This is a genomic window from Sphingobium rhizovicinum (assembly GCF_042647625.1).
In the GTDB taxonomy this organism is placed as follows: Bacteria; Pseudomonadota; Alphaproteobacteria; order Sphingomonadales; family Sphingomonadaceae; genus Sphingobium; species Sphingobium rhizovicinum.
The window spans coordinates 823,316-845,014 of record NZ_JBHRVU010000005.1 but is presented as its reverse complement, the minus strand read 5'-3'; the positions used below and the strand labels follow the sequence as shown (position 1 = coordinate 845,014).

20 protein-coding genes and 1 pseudogene are annotated in these 21,699 nt (G+C 58.9%); 10 read left to right on the top strand and 11 right to left on the bottom strand.

Going from position 1 to position 21,699, the window contains the following annotated elements:
- Nucleotides 1-103 precede the first annotated feature (103 nt).
- Nucleotides 104-1,261, top strand: coding sequence for an extracellular catalytic domain type 1 short-chain-length polyhydroxyalkanoate depolymerase (locus tag ACFOKF_RS22505; protein ID WP_380798831.1), 1,158 nt, complete (start codon nt 104-106; stop codon nt 1,259-1,261).
- Between the two features lie 111 nt (nt 1,262-1,372).
- Here the strand turns inward: ACFOKF_RS22505 and ACFOKF_RS22500 are convergent, their stop codons facing one another.
- The 3 genes from ACFOKF_RS22500 to ACFOKF_RS22490 all read right to left on the bottom strand — a co-directional run bounded on the left by ACFOKF_RS22500 (nt 1,373) and on the right by ACFOKF_RS22490 (nt 3,531).
- On the bottom strand, nt 1,373-2,002 hold the full coding sequence (locus tag ACFOKF_RS22500; protein WP_380798829.1) for a hypothetical protein: 630 nt from the start codon (nt 2,000-2,002) through the stop codon (nt 1,373-1,375).
- A gap of 31 nt (nt 2,003-2,033) precedes the next feature.
- Entirely contained in the window at nt 2,034-2,333 is a 300-nt protein-coding gene (locus ACFOKF_RS22495; RefSeq protein ID WP_380798828.1) for a thermonuclease family protein, read from the bottom strand.
- A 271-nt stretch (nt 2,334-2,604) separates the two neighbouring features.
- Entirely contained in the window at nt 2,605-3,531 is a 927-nt protein-coding gene (locus ACFOKF_RS22490) for a bifunctional helix-turn-helix transcriptional regulator/GNAT family N-acetyltransferase (protein ID WP_380798826.1), read from the bottom strand.
- Between the two features lie 196 nt (nt 3,532-3,727).
- Here ACFOKF_RS22490 and ACFOKF_RS22485 point away from each other — a divergent pair, with 196 nt between their 5' ends.
- The 3 genes from ACFOKF_RS22485 to ACFOKF_RS22475 are packed head-to-tail and all read left to right on the top strand — an operon-like array spanning nt 3,728 to nt 7,571.
- On the top strand, nt 3,728-5,269 hold the full coding sequence (locus ACFOKF_RS22485; protein ID WP_380798825.1) for a UvrD-helicase domain-containing protein: 1,542 nt from the start codon (nt 3,728-3,730) through the stop codon (nt 5,267-5,269).
- Complete coding sequence (locus ACFOKF_RS22480) at nt 5,266-5,907, top strand: DarT ssDNA thymidine ADP-ribosyltransferase family protein (RefSeq protein ID WP_380798823.1); 642 nt, start codon at nt 5,266-5,268, stop codon at nt 5,905-5,907. Before ACFOKF_RS22485 ends, ACFOKF_RS22480 begins: the two co-directional genes overlap by 4 nt.
- A gap of 2 nt (nt 5,908-5,909) precedes the next feature.
- Nucleotides 5,910-7,571 (top strand): ADP-ribosylglycohydrolase family protein, encoded by a 1,662-nt coding sequence (locus tag ACFOKF_RS22475; RefSeq protein ID WP_380798822.1) that lies wholly within the window; start codon nt 5,910-5,912, stop codon nt 7,569-7,571.
- 52 nt (nt 7,572-7,623) lie between these two features.
- Here ACFOKF_RS22475 and ACFOKF_RS22470 read toward each other — a convergent pair whose 3' ends face one another.
- Nucleotides 7,624-7,752 (bottom strand): DUF3732 domain-containing protein, encoded by a 129-nt coding sequence (locus ACFOKF_RS22470; protein ID WP_380798821.1) that lies wholly within the window; start codon nt 7,750-7,752, stop codon nt 7,624-7,626.
- An 88-nt stretch (nt 7,753-7,840) separates the two neighbouring features.
- Between ACFOKF_RS22470 and tnpA the strand changes: the two genes are divergently transcribed.
- From tnpA to ACFOKF_RS22450, 4 genes and pseudogenes are all read left to right on the top strand, one after another.
- Nucleotides 7,841-8,233: an IS66-like element accessory protein TnpA gene (tnpA, locus tag ACFOKF_RS22465; RefSeq protein ID WP_380798820.1), complete on the top strand. Its 393-nt coding sequence runs from the start codon at nt 7,841-7,843 to the stop codon at nt 8,231-8,233.
- Nucleotides 8,230-8,586 carry an IS66 family insertion sequence element accessory protein TnpB gene (tnpB, locus tag ACFOKF_RS22460; protein WP_347881915.1) on the top strand — a complete coding sequence of 119 codons (357 nt, stop codon included), beginning with the start codon at nt 8,230-8,232 and terminating at the stop codon, nt 8,584-8,586. The genes tnpA and tnpB overlap by 4 nt, the downstream gene beginning before the upstream one ends.
- 55 nt (nt 8,587-8,641) lie before the next feature.
- Nucleotides 8,642-10,249: an IS66 family transposase gene (tnpC, locus tag ACFOKF_RS22455; protein WP_380798819.1), complete on the top strand. Its 1,608-nt coding sequence runs from the start codon at nt 8,642-8,644 to the stop codon at nt 10,247-10,249.
- Nucleotides 10,250-10,269: 20 nt separating this feature from the next.
- A pseudogene (locus ACFOKF_RS22450) lies at nt 10,270-10,698 on the top strand (plasmid pRiA4b ORF-3 family protein); the annotation flags it as partial.
- Here ACFOKF_RS22450 and ACFOKF_RS22445 read toward each other — a convergent pair.
- From ACFOKF_RS22445 to ACFOKF_RS22435, 3 genes are all read right to left on the bottom strand, one after another.
- Entirely contained in the window at nt 10,610-11,395 is a 786-nt protein-coding gene (locus ACFOKF_RS22445; RefSeq protein ID WP_380799330.1) for a DUF3732 domain-containing protein, read from the bottom strand. The pseudogene ACFOKF_RS22450 and the gene ACFOKF_RS22445 overlap by 89 nt on opposite strands.
- A 1,325-nt stretch (nt 11,396-12,720) precedes the next feature.
- Nucleotides 12,721-13,200 (bottom strand): three component ABC system middle component, encoded by a 480-nt coding sequence (locus ACFOKF_RS22440; protein WP_380798818.1) that lies wholly within the window; start codon nt 13,198-13,200, stop codon nt 12,721-12,723.
- Between the two features lie 2 nt (nt 13,201-13,202).
- Nucleotides 13,203-14,417 (bottom strand): ABC-three component system protein, encoded by a 1,215-nt coding sequence (locus ACFOKF_RS22435; RefSeq protein ID WP_380798816.1) that lies wholly within the window; start codon nt 14,415-14,417, stop codon nt 13,203-13,205.
- 228 nt (nt 14,418-14,645) lie between these two features.
- Between ACFOKF_RS22435 and ACFOKF_RS22430 the strand changes: the two genes are divergently transcribed.
- Nucleotides 14,646-15,581: a hypothetical protein gene (locus ACFOKF_RS22430; protein ID WP_380798814.1), complete on the top strand. Its 936-nt coding sequence runs from the start codon at nt 14,646-14,648 to the stop codon at nt 15,579-15,581.
- 203 nt (nt 15,582-15,784) lie between these two features.
- Here the strand turns inward: ACFOKF_RS22430 and ACFOKF_RS22425 are convergent, their stop codons facing one another.
- From ACFOKF_RS22425 to ACFOKF_RS22415, 3 genes are read right to left on the bottom strand one after another with little or no spacing between them, the layout of a single operon-like run.
- Complete coding sequence (locus ACFOKF_RS22425) at nt 15,785-16,705, bottom strand: HEPN domain-containing protein (protein ID WP_380798813.1); 921 nt, start codon at nt 16,703-16,705, stop codon at nt 15,785-15,787.
- Nucleotides 16,706-16,717: 12 nt separating this feature from the next.
- Nucleotides 16,718-17,137: a type II toxin-antitoxin system VapC family toxin gene (locus tag ACFOKF_RS22420; RefSeq protein WP_380798811.1), complete on the bottom strand. Its 420-nt coding sequence runs from the start codon at nt 17,135-17,137 to the stop codon at nt 16,718-16,720.
- On the bottom strand, nt 17,137-17,370 hold the full coding sequence (locus ACFOKF_RS22415; RefSeq protein ID WP_380799329.1) for a FitA-like ribbon-helix-helix domain-containing protein: 234 nt from the start codon (nt 17,368-17,370) through the stop codon (nt 17,137-17,139). Before ACFOKF_RS22415 ends, ACFOKF_RS22420 begins: the two co-directional genes overlap by 1 nt.
- A 155-nt stretch (nt 17,371-17,525) precedes the next feature.
- Here ACFOKF_RS22415 and ACFOKF_RS22410 point away from each other — a divergent pair, with 155 nt between their 5' ends.
- Nucleotides 17,526-17,951, top strand: a complete 426-nt coding sequence (locus tag ACFOKF_RS22410; protein ID WP_380798809.1) for a hypothetical protein — start codon at nt 17,526-17,528, stop codon at nt 17,949-17,951.
- On the opposite strand, the gene ACFOKF_RS22405 is transcribed toward ACFOKF_RS22410, so the two are convergent.
- Nucleotides 17,948-21,697 (bottom strand): conjugal transfer protein TraG N-terminal domain-containing protein, encoded by a 3,750-nt coding sequence (locus tag ACFOKF_RS22405; RefSeq protein ID WP_380798807.1) that lies wholly within the window; start codon nt 21,695-21,697, stop codon nt 17,948-17,950. The genes ACFOKF_RS22410 and ACFOKF_RS22405 overlap by 4 nt on opposite strands.
- Nucleotides 21,698-21,699 lie beyond the last annotated feature (2 nt).

Below are 21,699 nucleotides of genomic sequence, written 5' to 3'. Positions count from 1 at the left end.
ACGCTGCTCCGGCATTTTCAAAAATTATTGTGCGGTGCAGCAACGTATTTCGCAGTTGCAGCGTTATAGGGTCGGATGGGCGTCTGCCCATGGAGGGACAGTTATGACGAAACTGCACTCGACGATCGCACAACTCGGAAAATTCAGGGCATTATCGCTCCAGCCGCCGCCACCGTCTGACCGGGGACGGCTCAGCGACATGGAGGAATTCGGTTCTAATCCCGGAGGGCTGCGGGCCAGATATTATATCCCCAAAAATTTGGGTGGCTCAGATCAGAGGGGTAAGGCGCCGCTGGTCGTGGTGCTGCACGGCTGTACGCAAAATGCCGATGCCTATGACCATGGTGCCGGCTGGTCGCAATTGGCGGATGAGTTGGGCTTTGCCTTGCTGTTCCCGGAGCAGCGGCGCGCCAACAATCCCAATTGCTGCTTCAACTGGTTCGTGCCGGGCGACGCTGTGCGGGATTCCGGTGAGCCGCTATCTATCCGTCAGATGATCGCCGCCATGGTAGCGGCGCATCCGATCGACGAGGCGCGCATTTATGTGACCGGCTTATCGGCCGGCGGTGCGATGGCGTCGATCATGCTGGCGACCTATCCTGAACTGTTCGCCGGCGGCGCGATCATTGCCGGCCTGCCATACGGCGCGGCGGCGACCGTGCCGGAAGCCTTCGCGCGCATGCGGGGCGAGGGCTATCCCGATGACGATGCGCTGGGCGCCCTGGTCCGGTCCGCGACCGATCATGAAGGGCCGTGGCCGACCCTCTCTGTCTGGCAGGGCAACGCGGACCATACGGTGGACGCATCAAATGCCGAACGGATCATTGCCCAGTGGCAGGCCGTTCATGGCAGAGACGCCTCAGACGTTGAAACGCGGATCGTGGACGGCGCGCGCCAGCGCCTCTGGCGAGAGCCTGATGGCCGGGTGGCGATCGAAGCCTATGAGGTGGTGGGTATGGGCCATGGGACGCCGCTTGCGGTCTCCGGTCCCAGCGCTTGCGGGATCGCCAGCCCCTATATGCTCGACGCCGGGATATCATCGACCCGGCATATTGCGGCATTCTGGGGTCTCGGTGAGAAAGCGGCGGCTATGCCGATGGCGGTTGAGGCGGGCGAGGAGAGTAATCCCGTCGCGCACGAGCCTGCTTTAATTCCCTTCCCAATGCGAAAAAGCGTGTTCCCTTCTCGCCAAGCGCGAGGCCACATGAATGTGGGGACGATCATCGAGGACGCTCTGCGACGAGCAGGCATCATGCGATAGCGGTCTATCGTCTGTCATGGCACGAAGCTCGCGAACGGCTAGCTTACAGCACGGTGAAGCTCTGCCTGCTCTGCGAGCGTCGTCACCATCGCGGGCCGCGTGGTTTGCGCTTCAATCGGGCGCGAAGCCAAGGAGTCCGCGTTGATAGTCTTCAACAACATAGGCGATCGGCAGGCCATCTGCCCGGCTCATGACCGCGCGCTGGGAAAACAAAACCTGCGGCGGCTTAGTCGCTGCAGCTCCGCCTTCCTTCGGCGGCCATGCGGACGACGATCCGGCCGATTTCCGGTCGAGATGCATGGGCGCGACCACCCGGCCAAAAGGCGTGTCCGTCTGCTGGAGGCTTGCCTCCATGGAAGCGGGCAAGCGGGATGGGACATACCAGAGCCTTGCGACCGACAGGACATGCCCGTTGCAGCGCAATCGGACGTGCCGCAGCTGAACGCGGTCTGATGATCTGATCTGCAAAATGCGGCGCAGGGGAGCGGTGGCGGCGACCGGCTTGTTGGCGATTTTCTCGGCGATGACCGTGCCTTCTGGCGCCATATGTTTGGAGACACACCACCGGTCCAGCACTTGGGTCGCGGATGCAGCCTCGCTGATCTCGTCCCGTAATGCTCTGATCTCGGTGACAGATTTCGAGGTAGTGACGGCGCGCGCGGCCGCGATACCGGGGCCAGCGATCGATGGGGCGGCCAGTCCAGCCGCGAACAGGATGAGGATGTCGGATGGCCGAAGCATGCTCGCCCCTATGCCGTTGGGACTGCGGCTTTTACAAGCAAAGGATATAACCGTAGCGGCGCACCGCCTGTCCCGCGCTCAACTGACCACAGGACAGGTCCACGCCATTCGACGTGCATCTGGCGACCGTGCGGCCATATTTGTCTATGTCGGTCTTGCGGCATTGAACCGAACCAGCCGAGACAAGATTTTGGAGATTTTGCGTGGCCGCATAGGGATCGCCCGGCGTGCATTGGCGTCCCTGGCGGCAATGACCGGGGAGCTCTGGCGCGTCGATCCCTGACAGACGAATGCGCGTTGATCCACAATCAAACGTGTCACCGTCGATCACGCGGATGCTGCTGCATTGGAAGCTCGCCTCTTCCGAAGCGAAACCCGTCCCGCCGATCAGCTTCAGCCCCAGGGACGCCCCAAGCAACAGGCCGATGACGACGAGGATGCTTTGCCTGCGCGTCCATCGCCTTCGTTTCGTCCCGCGCCGATACGGCTGCCTGGATTGGGAAGAAGGTCTACGGCCATTCGGCGGCTTCCTAAATTTGTGAACATCCCCCATGAGCCTTGTATTGGGCATCGAGGGTTCACATGCAATCAGGAAGCCGACGTCACAGCGTCAGTGACCACGTCTGTCCGATCAGGTCATGGCCAAAGCTATGGTGCGGCGCTTCGTCCACCAATTTGAACCCGGCTCGCTGGTAAATGGCGCGCGCCGCTGTGAGGACGCTGTTGGTCCAAAGATCGAGCTGCTCATATCCCAGGTCGCGCGCCCGCGCGATGCAAGCCTCGACCAGCATTTTGCCCACGCCGGCGCCGCGGGCATCAGGCTCGACATAGAGGAGGCGCAATTTGGCGACCGCATCGCTCTCGCCTTTCACCAGAAAGATCGAACCGACCATTTGGTTGTCCATCTCCGCAATCCAGGCATCTTCACGGGCGGGATCGAATGACTGGTGGAAATCAGCCACGATCCGGGCTGCCAGCGCCTCATAGTCCTGGTTCCAGCCATATTCCTGCGCATAAAGTATCGCTTGCCGCTCGACGATCCGGCCAAGGTCGCCTGGTTGGAGGCTACGCAAGCGAACGGTCGGCTTCTCCTCGGCCTCGAAGATTTCCGAAATCGTTTCTGCTGCTGCGATCAGGCGCTTCCGTCGGAAAGCCGGCAACCCGAATAACAGCTCGCTCACCGCTTGTTGGGTTTTCGTGTCCAGAGCGTTGAACGACGCTTTCCCTGCCGCAGTAAGGGATAGCAGTTGCTGACGCCCGTGCGAGGGGTCGTCATTTATCTCGACCAGCCCGCGATTTGAAAAGCGCTTCAACGTCCTGCTGATTTGCCCGCGATCGAGGTGAAGCGCTCTGCCGATTTCGGCAGCGGTCGGAGCCACGCGATGGGCGAGTTCGTAGAGTATCCGCGCTTCGCTGAGCGTAAACGGGCTGCCATCGAGATGCGGGTTCAGCAGGCCGAGCCTGTTCGTATAAACCCGATTGAAGGCCCGCAAAGCCGCAACATCCTGTGATCGATCGTCAGTGACCATTACCGAATCCATTGTTGATTGAATCAACATTATTCGATGTTGTCTGAATCAACAAGGGCAGGGGCAAGAGCCCACGCTTTTTTTGGCCTTGCTCGAAAAAATTTAGGTTCGCTAAGTGCGGACCCGCAGCCTTCTGACCCTCAATTCCCAAATTGGCCGAATGAGAAATTCCCGTTTGCCCTAAAGCAGTTCCATAATGTTGGCTGGCGACGTTTGCGGCGGTCGGACTATTAGCAGGCTCCGCCTAAACCATTGTCAATGCCGGCTTGCTCTAAAAGAAGAGAGACGCTTAGCTACTATTGAAGGGAATCGAGTCGAATATCGCGGGGGATGTTGGAGAATGCGTGTTCTAAGGCGGGTGCCGCCTACGCCCGAACAAATCGCTGTAGTGCGACGGATACAAACGGGCGTCTCACTCATTCGGGGGGCTGCGGGAAGCGGCAAAACCACGACGGCGTTATTGGCGTTAAGGGCAGCAACGGGCGCCACGGTCAATCAATTTCGGAACGACGGTCGCCTTCCCGCAAATGTTCTTGTACTAACTTACAACAACTCGCTCCGCAGCTACATTACCGCTGTGGCGGAAGGTGAAATGGCGGATTATGCGGACGATGTCCGATTGTACATCTCAACATTCGATCGGTGGGCACTCGATACGTTGGGTTGGCGGGGGCCTGCCGTCGCATCTGTGCGACAGCGCCTCCTTCAACTCGCGTTCCCTTTTCCTCGAGACACGCCGTTCGTTAAGGACGAAGTGGAATATCTTCTTGGCCGCCTGCGGCCAGAACAGCTTGGTGACTATATCGCAATCGAAAGAACAGGGCGCGGAGCGTCTCCAGCTATGCCGCGTCCAATCCGCACGCAGCTACTTGAGCAAGTTGTTGAACCTTATTTGACCTGGAAGCAGGACAACGCCGCGCGAGATTTCAATGACATTGCGGTCGCCATGATGGAGGCTGACCCTGCCTTTCGCTATGATGTGATTGTTGTCGACGAGGCGCAAGACCTGTCAGCAAACCAACTTCGTGCTGTCATGCGTCACGCTGCTGATGATGGTACGGTGATGATCGTGACCGATTCCGCTCAACGGATTTATCCCCGAGGGAGTCCTTGGGCAGAAGCCGGCATCGTTATCGCCCCCGGGCGCAGCTTTCGACTGAACGTAAACTATAGGAACTCGCGTCAAATCGCGACTCTCGCGGCGTCGATTGCAGCAGGCCTCACACTTGACGACGATGGGAGTTTGCCTAACCCGGCGGTGTGTCGTCGCGACGGCCCAGTTCCCACATTGCTACTCGGTAGGTTTAGCAGACAGCTTGAATTTGCTATGGACCGACTGCGCCAGATCGATTTGTCGAGAGAGACAGTGGGTTTTCTCCACCTCAAAGGAGGTGGTTGGTTCGAAGATATACGCGCGGCTCTCAACGGCAGCGGCTTCGATTATTGTGAGTTGCAAGGCGCCACAGAATGGCCGGAAGGACCAGCAAACATCGGCTTATGCACTCTTCACAGCGCGAAGGGTTTGGAATTTGATCATGTGTTCATGATCGGCCTGTCGGGTCAGCATGCTACATATGGCAACGCGCCGGATGATGATCGATTTGAATCGCATCGCAGGCTTGTCGCAATGGGTGTAGGACGCGCACGTGAGACGGTATTGCTCGGCACCAAGCCCGGAGAAGATTTGCCACTGCTGGGCGTCATACCCGACGCCGTAATGGAAAGAGTCCAGTTATGAGTGTCGCGGATTTGATAGCGGCCCGTGGCATCAGCGAGGTCGTTCATTTCACCACGAACCATGGGTGCCTTGGAACTCTTTACACTGGAACACTCCTCTCTCGCGCGCGTCTCGAGGACGACGAAATGGTGCGCTTTTTATTTGGCGCAAACGCCGAACTTCGGCGCGACATAGCGTTCCTCGACCACATCAGCCTATCTATCGAGCACATTAACACACAATTTTATCGGGTGAGCGCCAATAACTGGCATCGGGAAGAGCCGATCTTTTGGTGTATCCTAGCCTTCGATCCCCTCGTGCTAACGCACAACGATGTTGTATTCGCAACAACCAATAATATCTACTCATCAGTCGCGAGAGGGGAAGGAGAAGCCGCTCTTCAACGCCTTTTCGATAACCCTGTGGTTCGATGGCGGGGCAATTCGATCGGTAGGCCTCAGACCATTCGATCATGCTATCCAACTTGCTTTCAAGCTGAGGCTCTCTATCCGGGATCGCTTTCAACTGAGCATCTGCAGCGCATATATGTGCGAACGGCTATGGATCAGTCGGAAACCGTCGGCTTCCTAAAAGCAACGTTTCACAGGGAGGTCGATGTGGTAGTAGCACCTGAGAAGTTTGAATTTCGGCCAGATTGAGTATGGATCGCGAGAAGCAAAACAGATTGTCGGCCGAATGGGCCGCCTATGGCGACGCTTTAGGCTTCATGACCGAGCTCGCTGACGCTGGGCGGGTGCAATACCGAATCGGCGCGGACCAAGTTGAAAACACAGTCCCGTGGCGACGAAAGGTTGGTGGCTATTCCGGGGCAAGCGTAGACTTTCCCGCAGGATCCTATTCAGATGACACTCAACTACGCCTTTCGACATCGCGGTCGATTCGGGCTGATGGAACTTTCGACGTCGCCGCGTTCGCTAAGGTAGAGCTGACAGCCTGGGCAAATTATGCGTTAGGAGCAGGCATCGGATCGAAGGAGGCGGCATCAAATCTCGCTCGTACTTCCGCGACTTGGTATTCCAATTTTTTCGATAGTAAACGGGCGAGCTACCTGTCCGCAGGTGGAAACGGAGCAGCAATGCGCGTGCAGCCGCACGCTTGGGCTGCACGTGACCTCTCCGATGAACGGCAAGTCCTCCTCGACGTATTCCGCAATTCAATTTGCACCCATGGTCATCCGCGTGGAATAATTGGAGCGTGCTTTCATGCCTGCTCGTTAATTTTCGCTCTGCGCGAAGGGCGGCCCGCACGGCTGCTCGAACTCAATCCGATGGTAGAGCAGCTGCGATCGCTATCAAGCCTCATACAAAGCGATGGTGATTTGCGACTTTTCTGGCTCGGCGCTTGGGAGGAAGCCAGCGGAACGTCGTTCGAGGAAGCAGCTGCTGTTGTTCTTCAAGAGATTGAAGAAGATTTGGCATTGCTCGAACGGTTCGAAGGCGCCCAACTCCCTGCAATTTACGTCGAAACCCTCGAAGCGCTTGGTGGGTATGAGCCATCTTCACGTGGTTCGGGAACGAAAACGGCTATTATCGCCGCTTTCGCGGCTTCGCTCTCGGACATATCAGACCCCCGGGACAGCCTGTTGACAATAATCAATGCTCTGGGCTCCGATACCGATTCGATTGCTACGATGGCTGGCTCGATCATCGGTGCTTGCACTAATCGCGAATGCGATGGGACGATTCAGGATCGGGAATACATTCAGTCAGAGGCAATTCGGCTCGCGTCGGTCGCGGAACGCCGCGAAGTAACATCGTTCCGATACCCCGATCTGCGATCATGGAAACCGGCCCGCGCAGCGATCGATGCTATAGGAGTCCTCGAAGGGAAATTGTGGCTAAGCGGGCTCGGCCAACTTGAGCCGCTGGATCGCATGATGAGGACCGGCGCAGATGCCATGGGTTGGTGCCAACTGCCGTTTGGGCAGACCATTCTTGCGCGGATTAGGTCAGATCCAAATCCAATCTCACCGGCGCAAGCTGGTCTCGCACGATCGAGTGAACAGGCAGCAGGGCGTGATGCGCCACCTCCACCGGGTAAATTACGCGACTTGTTCGGACAAGGCGATCCACGCTCTGCCGCCACGTCCGTGAAGCCGGATATTCAAGTCGGCGTTGAAGGGTTGACGCTGAATGAGCTTTTGCAAAAGGTTGTAAGCGAGGGCTTTCCAGCTGAACTAATTGGCCGGATACTTCTCGAGCAAGTCGATAGCGGCGCGAAGGACTTCGCTGAGCGAGGAATCGCGCTTACGGCCAATATACTCACCGCCTACGAAGCGCGTTCCCGACGTCGTCGCAGGTAATGGACAAGCAAGGCTGCCGCAACGCTATCTGCCCGATTCATTGGGGAGCGGATCAAATCTGCCAGTGAGCAGGGATGAGGCCATGGCCTCCGCGCCAGTTAGCAGCCTCCGCCACATTGGGGACTTCTCCCCAGGTGTCTTTGTCTGCGTGTTCTAGCACGATGATTTGAAGTCCCTTCAAGCCCTGTCTGACCGTAAGTGCCGACGGAAGGCGGCCTTGTCGGTAGTGCCGGAATAGGAAAGCTCGCGACCTTTAAGGAGGCGTGAGCATGGACATTGAGCAGTCAAACGAGCCTCGTATGAGCGGTCGTGGTGATGGCGGAGCGCTTGTACGGGTGGAGCGGCGTCGGAACTGGAGCGACGAGGAGAAGCTGGCGATCCTGAAGGAGACGACGGTGCCGGGGGCGATCGTCTCGGCCGTGGCTCGGCGGCACAGCGTTGGAACAGGCCAGCTTTATACCTGGCGCAAGCAACTGCTCCGCGGAGCGATGGCAGGCTTCGTGCCTGTCGAACTGGCATCGTCTTCGCCGGCGGCCAAAGCTCGGGAAGCTGGGCGGATCGAGGTTCGAGGGCGGTGCGGCCTGACGGTGTTGGTTGATGGCGAGGTTGATCGGGGAGCCCTGAAACAGGTGCTCGATGTCCTGCGGGAGCTGGATCATTGAGCCTGGCGTTCCCGCCTTCGACGAAGATTTACCTGTCGCTGGCGCCGTGCGACATGCGCAAGGGATTCGACGGGCTGTCGGCGCAAGTGCGCAATATCCTTCAGCTCGATCCATTCTCGGGGGCGGTCTTCCTGTTCCGCGGCAAGCGGGGCGACAGGTTGAAGGCCTTGGTGTGGGACGGCTCCGGGCTATGTATGTATGCAAAGCGTCTCGAGCGCGGAAAGTTCGTGTGGCCCCGTGCTCATGAGGGCGCGCTCCGGCTGTCGGCCGCCCAGCTTGCGATGCTCGTCGAAGGGCTGAACTGGAAGCAGGCGATCGTCCACGACGAGGTGATCACGCCGAGTCTCGCATAGCCAAAAAGATCAGGAAAACCGCCATTTTATGTAGGTTTTACCGTGGTCTTTCGCTATGGTCGAGGCCATGCGGTTCGCCCTTGATCGCCTTCCCACAGACACGGTCCTCCTGCAGAAAATGCTGCTGGAGATGGCCGATGTCATGGAGCAGGAACGGGCCGAACTGACGGCGGCGCAAGCCACGGTCAAAGCCCAGACCTTGCGGATCGAAAAGCTCGAGCATCGCGTCGCGCGACTGCTGCGCGTCCAGTTCGGCCGTAGCTCCGAGAAAATGGATATCGCCCAGCTGCGGCTGATGTTTGAGGAGGTCGAAGCCCCGGAACCTGCCAACGATGAGGCGCCGGCGGCGCCTGTGACGAAATCGGCCCGCAAACCCGGCGGTCGCGTTCCGCTTCCTGCGCACTTCCCGCGTCAGACGGTCGATCATCAGCCCAGCCCGTGCAGTGGCGGTTGTAACGGACCGTCAGCGCAGATCGACGAGGCCGTCTCTGAGGTCCTCGATTATGTCCCGGCGCGCTTCCGCGTCATCCGCCACGTCCGACCCAGGCTGGTGTGCCGATCCTGCGAACAGATCCGCCAGGCCCCCGCTGTCGATCTGCCGCTGCCCAAGGTCATGGCGAGCAGCGCCTTGCTGGCCCATCTCGTCGTCAGCCGCTTTGTCGATCATCAGCCCTGGCACCGGCAGTCGGTGATCTTCCGCCGGGTGGGGTTGCATATCGATCGGGATGTGATGAGCCGCTGGGCGCGAAAACTGGCATGGCTGCTGGCGCCGCTGGGCGAGCGGCTGTTCACCTATATCCGGGAAGCCGCCAAGATCCATGGTGACGACACGCCGGTCACGCTGCTGGGCAATGGCGATGGCAGCCGGACCGGGCACTTCTGGGTGTATCTGCGTGATGACCGCTCCAGTGGTGACATGAGCCCGCCTGCCGTAGCCTTCCGCTTCAGCGCAGATCGTGGCGGAGCGCATCCGGCAGAACATCTCGCCGGCTATCAGGGGTATCTACAGGCAGACGGTTTTGCGGGCTATAACGCGCTTTACCGCGACCCCAAAACCAAGGCGCCCAGGGACATCATCGAAGTTGGATGCTGGAGTCACAGTCGCAGGAAATTTACCGACATACTGGAGAAGAGCCCGTCTCCGATCGCGGCGGAGGCGGTCGTGCGGATCGCCGAACTCTTCGCCATCGAGCGCGATATCAAGGGCGCGCCACCTGAGGAGCGAAGACTTATCCGCCAGAGCAAGGCGGTGCCGAAGCTGGAGGCTTTACGCGTCTGGCTTGAAACCCAGAACCGAGGTCTGTCGTCCGACAGCAATCTGGCGCGTGCCTGTCGCTATCCGCTCAACCGCTGGCAGGCCATGATCCGCTACTGCGATGATGGTCGGCTCGAGATCAGCAACAATCTGGTGGAAAACGCCCTGCGCGGTGTCGCGCTCGGGCGCCGGAACTGGATGTTCGTCGGCTCCATGAAGGGTGGGGATGCGGCCGCGCTCTTTTACTCCCTGGCCGGCACATGCCGGCTCAACGGCGTCGAGCCCGAGGCGTGGTTCACCGACGTCATCGAGCGCATCGGCAACCACCCGATCAATCGGATCGATGACTTCCTGCCGTGGAAGTGGCAGGCATCAAGGCTGACCAACGATCTGGAGAAGGCTGCGTGAACAACGGCACTGTCGTGCGGATGAAGATTACGCTGGACGATGTCACACCGGCCGTCAGTCGAACGCTGGAGGTGCCGCTCAATATCCGGCTCGACCGCTTGCACACCGTCATCCAGACCGCCTTCTCGTGGACGGACTCTCACCTGTGGGAAATGAGCTTCGGGCAGACCGGCTTCGGCATCCCTGATCCTGAATACGGCTTCGACGGGCCGCTCGACGCTCGTAAGGCCACTCTCGCCCAGGTCCTGGCGGATACGAGGCGCAAGACCTTCCGATATCTCTACGACTTTGGCGATGCCTGGGACCACAGCGTCAAGATCGAGCGCATCAGCCCGGCCAGCCCGCACCTGACATATCCGCTCATCCTCGATGCAGTAGGCATGCGCCCGCCGGAGGACAGTGGCGGGCCATGGGGCTATGCCGAAAAGCTCGAAGCGCTCGGCGACCCCCAGCATGAATATCATGAAGAAGCGCTCGATACTCTCGGCGACGACCATGATCCCAACGCCCAGCCCGATATCCCACTGATCGAGGCAAGGCTGGAAGCGCTCGCGAAAAAATGGGCGCCGCGGACACGCCGGAAAGCCTGACAGGCCGCGTCAACGCCACCTTCCGTCGGCGCTTACGTCTGACCTTTGCCATCATCTCAAATATCTGGCGCGTTCGCTTCAGGTCTTCGCCTTTCATGGGAGCCACCTGATCCGTAGGCGGTTTTTCGATGAATTCCTTGTAGGTGTCGCTGGGGAAATACACCTGGCTGGGCTGATCAATCACGAGGAATGTAGGCACCGGGTTGTTCTCACGCCGGTTCAGGAAGACGGTGTGCAGAGCGAGCAGCATGGCTAGGTGGTACGCCATCCAATTCTCTCCGCTCCCAATCTCCCAAAGAAAATCATAGTGGTCGAAGCCATGACGCCGGAACCTCACATTCAGCTCTTTTTGGTCGAGGCTAGGGACACCATCCGCTCCTTTGACATCTAGAAGCTCGATCACTCGCCGGATCCCTTTTGTGATTACGCGATTGATCCCCGCTTCACGATCCAGCTTACCGGACTCATCGAGTTGCTTGTCTATTTCCCCTACACGTTCAAGGATGTCCTTGACCTGATCGGTAAGGCCACCCTCACCATCGATCTCTCCGAGCATTCGCAACGCCTGTTCGGTTCTACCGATGAATCTGTAAACCTTCTCAAGGGTTTGGGATTGACCGTGCTCCCGGTCAACGTCAGATTCGGCTATGATCCTCGTCTGACGCACGGTTAGCATGGCCTCCTCCGCAAGCAGCAGTTCGCGTTCGATATCCAGAATCTCTCGATCGACGATCGGTGGTGTGGATAACGCGCCAGCGGAAAGATCTTCAAGTTCCGCAATCGGTGCCTCAAGTTCTTCAAGCGCTCGGCGGGCGGCTCCACTTTCGGAACCACACAAAATACATTCATCGGCGACGATCGCTTCGCGAAACCATCCGACGCCACGCACCCTTTCCTGCTGATCGGTGAGAACTGCGCCATATTCTGAGATGGAGCCGCGGAGACTTTGAAACCGTCGAAGCCGACGCCGCGCATCGGCGATCTGGCGATCAAGTTCCCGCTCCTGTACGCGAAGCGCCTCAAGCCGCGATACAGCCTTCGAAATTCGTCCTGCAGTTGCCGCGCTTTTCCCACCGGCATCGACAACCTGACGTAGCAGACTTACGACCGCTTCAATTTTCTCTGGCATCTCTCCGGTCGGTAGAAGTCCCAGTTCCTGAGCCTGATAAAATGCTCCTGTCACGTTGCTTCGCCAGCGCTCCACCGCCTCCCGCCTGAGTTTCAACTCAGCTTCAAGTTGGCGCATTCGGTCGCGCAGCAATTTGCGATTGTGCATCCGGACAAGGTCGTCATTGGTGATAATCCCCAAAGCCAGCGGCATGACATTGCGCAGCTTTTCACGATGCTTGGTCGTGTCGGCCTTGAAAAACATGGTGTAGGGGTTAGCAACGATATGCTGCGGCAGAAAATTGAACGCTGCCATATCCCGAAAGCTCGCGCGCCCCGTAAACCCGCCGCCGTCGGGATCAGTGTCGAGGTTGGAGAGCTTGCTGAGATCATCGAATAGCAGTTTGATCCGGTCGGCCTTAGCATTGGCATTTGGGCGCCGCGGAAGCGGGTCTGAAAGATCATCACCCTGCTGCCACCAATAGGCGTCCGATACAGATCGCGTCCCTGGCTTCTCCCGAGCCAAACGCATCAGGCCGAGGTCGGTATCGATGAGGAGGCCATACCAAGAGGCTGTCTCACGGATGACGCCTAGCGGGATTGTGCTCGTTCCTGACCCGAGAACATAATTGATGATCGATACGATCGAGGTCTTGCCCGTTCCGCTCCAGCCCGTGACCACCATGATCTTCTCTGGATCGAATGGCACGATGTGAGGTTCGAAATTGGGATCCTCGGGCCAGATGATCAATTCGCGGATGAACAGCTTCATATTTAGAGCTTCACTCCCAGTCTTGCCTGCAGGATTGGTAGATCATCAGCGGCAATCCACGCTCCGAGTCTACGGGCAGCCGAATTCGTCGAATTATTCTGGCGGATCGGAATCGGAAGGGCCGCGCCACCTGCGCGAAAGGCTGGGAGTCCCGAATCACCGTCACGCATCAGCAACTGCGTGGACACCCCTACCTGAAGCGCTGTGAGACAAACTGGCAAAGCTGCTTCCACCCGGCGTTGCAAGCCAGCGAACAGCTCCGGTTCTTCGACGACAGCCTTTAGTAGGCCGCTTTCAAATTGCATCCGCGCGATTTTCTCGACGGTTCTCTCATGAAGAAGCATCGCGGTAGCGAGCACCATGTGGGCTAGCGTCGGGGAACGTCCTTCACGAGAATCCGAGAAGGTACGGGCGAAATACCAGAGCGCACAGGAGACGAATGCAGGATTCCGCAGGACAAGTTCCTCGTGATCCTCGCGCACTGTCAAACAGCCTTATAATCCGGATGCCAGCGAACCCGTTCATCATCCGCAAGGCGATGGTAGTGACCCGCAGTCATATATAGTTCGTCGCAGTTATTGCCGCCAAGATTTTCGCGGTGATTATAGGTGGTTTGGGAATACACATGGTAGCCGCGATCAACCGCCGAAACGTTCCTGTGCGTGCGAGCAGCCAAACGGTCGATATTTTCCCATCGGAGCCGAAGGCGTTCAGCACGATCCCCCCATTCCTCGTCAGGAATGTCACCGGAAAGCGCAAGGCGGTGACGCTCGGTGTTGAACCTCACCCAATGCTCGATGCCCTGCACGATCTCATCGTTATCAAGTTCAATGCGCTCAAGCTGATGGACAAAAGCCTTGCCCCTCGCGTTCGCGATCACATTCTCTGCGACCGGCAACTCCCGAGGAGGGCGGGGTAGCCATCGTCTCCTAATCTGACGGGCTTCGACCCCCCGGACATATCTCAGACAGTCTTCCTTCGAGATAGTCCCGCTTTGCTTGCTGTCCCAAGCCAATTTCAAGCAATTGACGATCCAGCCCATTGTCGCATCGAGGACGACATCGCGGTCCACATCCGGATGCAGTCCGAGCCTTGCTGCGATACCCGGACGCGCTGCCGCGCTATCATAGTTTTCGACAAGTTCGGTGCGAGCTGCGAGATCCAACAGTGTATCATCGTCCGTGGATAGCACATCATCGATGATAGTCTGGATCTTGCTGGTCGAGCGAATATCTGACCCGTCTGTCCGACGAAGTCGGCCTGCGGCCTTGAGAGCAGCGACGATTGCGGCATTCCGAGTAACATCTGCCGGGCGACGGATGGCCTCTGCGATTGTGCCACCGGGTTTCGCATTCGTGACGAGAAGATAGCGCGCGCTAGGCGTTGAGGTTTCGCGAATTCCTTGGACCCAGATTTGAAGCGTACGCCAAAGGTCTAGGCTTCTGTCACCAAGTATGGAATTTTTGCGCGTGAGGGTCTTCTTATTTTGTTCCTGTTCAACGGTCGCGCCAGCCTTGTGCCGAGATACATCATCTACCTGCTCGACAGCAACGGATTCGCCGTCAGCGGCCATAGCAAGATGGTAGAGCGCGCGTTCAAATTGGAGAATGACCCCCGAAACCATGGGCGCCGCGCTGTGATTAAATCGGGTCGCCAAATCTGCCTCATCCCTTCCAAACTCGGCATGATATTGCGTCACTCTTTGTGTTTTGCCAAGAACATATGAACTGATTGGGTTTGTACACATCCTGATCATTTGGCTGTCGCAAATCGAGACAAGAAATCGCTGTCGGATTGCCGCAACGAGCGGTGCGGGTGCACGGTTAGTTATCGACTGAGCACATATTTCCAAGGTTCAGATTTTTACAGCGACCTACTATATCCTTACACACAAACGATCCGCACAATGATGAACAAGGGAAGAAATATGGCGTTCGACGCAGCCACATTGTCCTACGTCGAGGACGCACTCAGCGAAGGGTTCAAGTTTCACAGCAATCTGGACGCTTTTCTTTTGAGGAGTGGCCTGAAGTCGGCGGTGCTCGCCGCTGCCCGGGGGGCTGCGGAGGATCGCAGCATCGCATCAGGCAAATATGCCAAGGCTCCGAAGCGATTCGTCGTTCAAGCGGTCATGGCAGAATTGGCTGAACAAGGTGATGCAGGCGATCACGTCCTCGCCGCGATAATCACGAGCCTAACGCAGCTAACGACATCTGACGCGAGTGACGCCGCCAAATCAGCAATCGAAGCTCTGCGCGGCAAAATCCGGACTGACCGGGAATTGAAGGCGGAAATGCGCGAGGAGAGGGAGAAGGCCGCTCGTGAAGCCGATGCCGCTGAGCATCGGGTCCGAGCGGAAGCACGTACGAGGCGAACTGAGACGCGCGACGCATTGCGCGATCGCTTCACCGGGTTGATGAGCGAGGGTAATGCTCAAGCCCGAGGGTATCTATTTGAGACGTTCCTCAGCGATTTGTTTGATTTCGAAGGATTGGACGCCCGTCGTTCATTCAAGCTGACAGGCGAGCAGATCGATGGCTCCTTCCTTTGGCGCGCGCGGACGCATCTGGTCGAGGCTAAATGGACTAAGAATCCGGCCGCGGGAAGCGAGTTTGGTGCGTTTGATTATAAGATACGCGGGAAAACGGCAGATACCCGGGGCCTGTTCGTTTCAATCAATGGCTATTCGCCCGAAGCTATCGCAGGAATGAACGGGAAGGGCGAGTTGAAGTTCGTCTGCATTGATGGAGTGCATCTGATGCGTGCCTTGTCGAGCGACGAGGGCCTCACGCCGTTAATGGAAAAGATTTGGCGGCATGCCGACGAGACAGGCGAGGCCTACTTACCAGCTTCGCGATTTTAGATATGTTTGACAACGACCGGCACCGTAGCCACCGGATGGGGGCGTCCGAGATCAGTGGCCCTTACTGAGTGCGCCGCGGAGCAGTCGCGCCGCTCTACGTATCATTGGCCGCTATCTCCATAGCCTTGCTCCGGAGAGGATTGGCTGGAAGGTCCGAGGGGCAAATGGAAATCCGCCAGTCCCTTCATGACCCTTTGGCTTCATTATGTGGCAACAGCCGCCTTCAACTCGGCGATCTTCTCGCTGCACACGATATGGGCCACGCGGCCCAGTTCCTCGACCTGTTTACCGAGCCAAGTCAGTTCTTCCTCGCTGATAGTATAATGCTTGGAATAGCGTGCCTTAACATAGGCGTCCTTCAGCTTCTCGAACATTCCCCGCTCGGCCCGCGTCTCGCGCGGCCAGACGTTGTACAGGCGAAAATCAAGCCGCTCGGCCTGGGTTCGCAGGAATCCGAGATTGTGGACGTGTGGGGTATAGAAGGTCGAGACGAGTAGGACGCAATGATATAGCCGCTCTGCCGCTTGGTGAAGCTGAAATGCCGCATTGTTGTATCTCGACAGGCCAAGATTGAATTTAAAGTTGTCGAAAAACTCGACGCCGCTGGGCATCCATTCCTCGAAATATTCTTTCGCCATAGCCAGCGCTTGCGCCGATGTTTTTGGCCTGGGTTTATGGAGTTCGCTCTCGTCTGCCTGATAGAGCGCGACCCCCTCACTGGCGACGTCCATGAAGAAATATCGCCCATGGGCGAGGCCGTCGTTGACCTCCTGCAAAGTGTGGACGATGAAGTTCACCGGGGTTTTGAGCGTCTGGGTGATGGCCAGTTCGCGCATCAGCCGCTCGTCGGTCTTTTCCCAATATTGGACCCGGTCGGTCAGCTCCTTCTGGTTGACGATGATGAGCAGGTCATAGTCAGACTTGTAGCCCTTGGCGGTGTGCGGCTCGTCCACCCATCCGCCCCGCGCATAGCTGCCGTAGAGGATGATCTTGTGAATGCGGCCCGCCTTGCGCTTGCCGGTGGCGAGATTGTTGGCATCCCCGAATTCCTCGAAGATGATCTGCACCACGCGCTCCAGTTCGCGCTGCTTTGAGGCTGGAAGGTGATCGAGGTTTGTTCGCATGGTTTTGAGCTGTCAGTGCGAAATCCAAGGGTTGATAACCGTGACGCCAACTGCATCGAAAGGCGCGGTGTCGCGGGTCGCAACGGAGAAGCCTGTCGCCTTTGCGATGGCGGCAATGTAGCCATCCGGGGTTGGAAAGCCTTTGCCGACCGCCCTGGCATGGGAGGCGAGGGCCGCGTAGCTTTGCGCAGCCTTGGTCTCAAACGGAAGAATCCGCTCATCAAACAGTTTCAAGAGTCCATTCAATGCAAAGGACAGGGCATGTTTGCGCTTGCCTTCGGGCAGCGCCGTAATGCCGAACAGCAATTCTGCGAGGGTCACGCTGGTCAAGTAAAGCGTCTCAGCAGGCTGGCGATTGAGCCAGTCGATGACCTTGGGCTCCGCTGACGGCTTCATGGCCTCGGAAACAACATTGGTATCCAGAACGATCATCAATCAAAGCTCATGGGGGCCGCTGGCCCACGCTTCTGGGCAAGCAAGTCTCCGTCAGCATCCGTCAGGCCCGCCTCCCTGCCGATCTGGGCGAGAGCATCCCCCATGCGAACACGGTCGGACGGTTTCACTGCCTGCTCCAAAATGTCCCGGATTTCCGCTTCCGTGCTTCTTCCATGGGAAGCTGCACGCGCGCGAATTGCCCGATGAACCTCATCTGGCAAATTCCTCACAGTCACCGTTCGCACAGGGCCTCCTCATAGCGCAAGCAGATTGCTATCACTTTACCGATTATGCTATCACTTGCAAGGAAGATGCGCCATATCGGCGACATCTCATAGCGCGAAGCAGGCGGAAATTTGCAACTGTCTGCGCGAGGCAGTGAAGCATGGATAGAACCGATAAAGCCCCGATCCCAGAGCCGTTAAAACGGCCGCTGCTGCGCGACTGGTTTTGGCGACCCTGGTACGCCAAGCTGTGGATAGCGCTCATTCTTCTCGTTCTGCTTCTTGGTCTCTTCCTCCCTCGCGACTTTTTGCGGTCTCATGAGGACGTCGCCACGTTGACGATGGCGCTTGTCCTGAACCCCTACCTTTTCATTGGTGGTCTCGGCTTCGGCTATTTTCGGGCCGCTTGGCGGTATCGATTTGGTTCCATGCGGCCGCTGACCGAGGAGGAATGGGAATTGCATAGGCGGCGGCGCGGAAATGATCCTACCGATCCCGGTAATCCAGATTGGTATTGGCATCCGATGAATCCGATGAGCTACCGGCATCGTCAGCAGCGCTTGGAGAGAGCCAAGGGAAAGCATTAGCGCTTTTTGAATGTGGGATCTCCATCGATCCAACTGCCACTGAGGTCGCCAGAGAACCGCCCGTCGCTCAGAATTTTCGCCTGCTCGGCCGAAGTAACTGGAGCAGATGCATCCCAAACGCCTCGGCCCGCATCTGCGTCTCCCAGATAGCGGTTCCGTAGACCTTGATCCCCAAGGATCTGTCTCCCTAACTCATGGGTGAATGCGGCTTCGGGGTGCGAGGAACTGGCCGCTGCCTTCTCTGCGTTGGCTAAAGAAGAACGCACGTCATAGTTCAATATGTCGATGGTCGAGCTGGCGTCAATCGCGCCCGATCCGCTGTCTGATGTACGACCACTCAGTTCAAAACCGGAATGGCCCAACGCTTGGTTTGCTCCCGCCTTGCGCCCCCGACTTTGGGCCCCTCCCAGTACATTCGATTGTCCGCCGATCTCGGCACCGACCGTGATGTTGTTCGATGTCTCATGCGTTGCGCTACGGCTCAGCGATCTCGTCCATCCCGATTGGGATATGAAGGCTTGAACATCCCGCTGTAAGGTATCTGCCACCTGCGGTTTCAAACGCCATTGGCCATGCCGGTCCATTTCAAACCCGCCTTTCAGCCATCTTGCCATCATTTCGTGACCTTCTTGACCGCCGCCCAGGAAATGCTCGACGGTGTCCGGGCCTGCCTGTTTGCCAGCCTCGAACCGCGTACTCGTGTCGCTCCGCGCGCTCTGCTCAAATCCCGCGCTGGACGAAACCAGCAGGTCGTTCCCCGCAAAGCTGAAGCGGGCATTGCCGCCATTGGCCACCACTCCAAGCTGGCTCTCGTTGATGAGGCCGGCCCGCCACATCTGCGCTGCGGTCTGCGGCGTCAGATTGAGGCTGAGGTCGCCATTCTGGTCCATCGCGAGCTGCCGCTTGGACATGGTGATGCCATTGGCGCGGAGCAGCCCCTGCATACGGGTGAGGCGTTCGGCATCTACGATCCGGGTGAGGCGGTCATTGCGCGCCCGATCGGCAATGCCCTCGGCGCCGCCTTCTGCCCGGTCGACCTGATTTCCGGCGGTTTGGCTGAGCGTCTTGATGAAGGCGTCGAGATTTGCGGCACCCCGGACGGACGTGCCAGCAGCTTCTGCGCCTTCGGCAAAGCCGAAATTATCGGATTGCCGCCGCTGCTCGCCGATGCGCGCCGCGGCCCGGGTGCCGTCATGCCCGACCTCCCGTTGGGCATCGAGCTTGCCCGACCGTTCGGCAAAATCATAGCCCGCTGCTTCTCTGGTCCGGCCATAGACGCTCGTGCCTTCCCGCGCGGCCTCGGCGGTCGTGCCGTCGGCGGTGCCCAGTTGCGTGGCCGCCGAGAAGGTGGCGAGAGCCTTTTCGACCTGAGCCTCGTTGCGTCCGGTCGCACGGGCAAGCTGGGTGATGGCCGAAGAGCGGGCTTCGCCGGAGAGGGCATTGATGAAGGAAATGCGGCGGCTCGTTTCCTGAACCGACAGGCCAAGCATGGCCGAGGCATTGCGCTGCCCCTGATTTCCGCCGGTCCGATGGGCCTGCTCGGTCGCGACGTTTCCGCGCTCGATTTGGGAGACATCCTGGCCAGCGAATTCCCGTCGGCCCTCCATGGCGCCAACATTGACCTGCGCGCCGGTGAGATCGTTCCGCAGCATCTGCTCCTGATCCCAGGCATTTGCGATGAGCTTGCCGAACGTGGGATCGCTCGACGCCTCGGCGATGATGCTCGTGGCCTTGAGTTCGGCGTCCTGGGCGCTGTAGCCCCCGCGCTCATAATGACGGGATGCTGCCTGATGCATCATTGCATAGGAGCGATTGTCCCCGAACGCCTTCCACTGAACCATGGTCTGGGCGAAGGCGGCAAAGGCGCGCTCGCCGGATTGCCCTTCACCAAAATAGCGGGTGCCCAATGACCTGAGTGCGTCCTTTTCGGCGAACTGATGGATTGCCGAGGTGGTGGCATTTGCGCGGACCGCCTTTGCGGCTTCAGGGCTGATGAGATCGCCTTTGGCCAGTGCTGGTGCGAAGCCGCCCAGCTGGCGCTGGGCTTCGAGGCCGCCGAGGCTGAGCGCCGTCTGGCCGGGCGTTGTGGGGCTTCCTTCGCCGATGATGGTTCCCGCCTCACCGAAGGACCGGGAGGCGGCGAAGGAGGCCCGCTCACCAAAGTCCCCGAAGCTGGAGGTTGCGGCCTTGCGGTGCGCCGTGCCCATGGCCGATCCCTGAGCTTCGAGCGCGGAGGCATAGCCCTCGCTGGTCGCCATGGGAGCGGCGGCACCAGCGGCCTGATTGTGGATGCCTTGGGAGGCGCTTGTCAGCGAGCTGAACATGTTGCCCGAGAAACGGAAGACGGTGAATACGAAGGCGCCGGCGAGGCCGGCGGCGGCCGTTCGGAACGTCCCGAAGATGGCGAGCGCCTTCATTGCGGAGGAGGGGGCCAGCATCCAGGCATTGGCCGCGACATGGTTAGCCCGCATCTCAGCGAGCACATCCATCGCCCGACCAAGTGTCAGCTGATAGATGCCCGCATCAATGACGCCCCAGAGCGCCACGAACACAAAGAGGCCCAGCGCATAGCTCAGGACGCGCAGGTTGATGGGCGTCAGCACGAACAACAGCGCGACCGGCACCATGAAGAGCATGATGCCGAAGATCGTCGCCCGGATCGTGGGCATCCACTCATTGGCCGCCGACATGGTCGCAAGTCCGTTGGAGATGACCGCCCGGTTCGCCATGACCCGGGCCGCGGTCGCCGGCGAATCCTCGAACAGCACATCGCCAACGGTGGTGCCGAGCATCACATCGGTCATGAAGGCCTGAAGCGAAAGCGGCGTCCCCATCATCATCTCGCCCATCTCGGCCAGCTGGCTCTTGCAGCGGGCGAGCTGCCCGGCATCGTCGACGTCGAATCCGGTGCGGATGCAGCTTTGCAGCACATAGTCGTCGAACAGCGTCGGTTCGGCGAGGCGAGCCGAGATGTGCTCCCAGGCGTCCGCGCAGCTCATCGTTTCGCCCGCTTTGTTCGCGGCTGTATAGACGGTCGAGAAGGTCGCCGGCCCAGCCATCGCAGCGAAGGCCGCGGGGAGATCGGTCGCCGTGCGGAACAGCATGTCGTCGTCCACGCCATAGGCGGGCGAGACGCGCGCGACCGGATAACATTGGCGGACATAGTCCTTGAGGGTCGCGTCGAGGAAGGTGTCGGTTATGGGGCCGCGCGGCGAGGCGGCGTTGAAGAAGAGGTTGAAGGCATGGCCGCCCGCGCCGAACTCCAGCTTTGCGGCAGGATCGAGCGTGTTGTCGTCGATCGTTTCAGCGAGCGACCTTTCGATGAGATTGGTGGTGCCCGCGACCAGCACAAGCAGATTGGGGACGTCACCCACGGCCTGATAGGCGTTGCGCACCCGGTCATAGACATGGACCGTCCCAGTGGTTGCGACAAACCCGACGAACAGGCCGACCCCCATCAGAATCTGGAAGCCAAATGCGACCAGCCCCATGCCCTGGCCCCTGATGCTGGCGAGGACGGCACCAAGCGCAATACCGGCGATCGCCATGATCAGCACCAGCGTCTCATAGCGCGGATCGGCAAATATCATCGAGACGAGGCGGAAAGCATCGACCGTTTCTTCAAAGCCATCGTAACTGCGATAGCTCGCTTCTAACGCCAGGGCAGGCGAGGGCAGGGCGGTCAGGGCCGCCGCCGCTATGGTGCCGAAGCGAGAGGCAAGGGCGGGGCGGATGGAACTTTGCATGG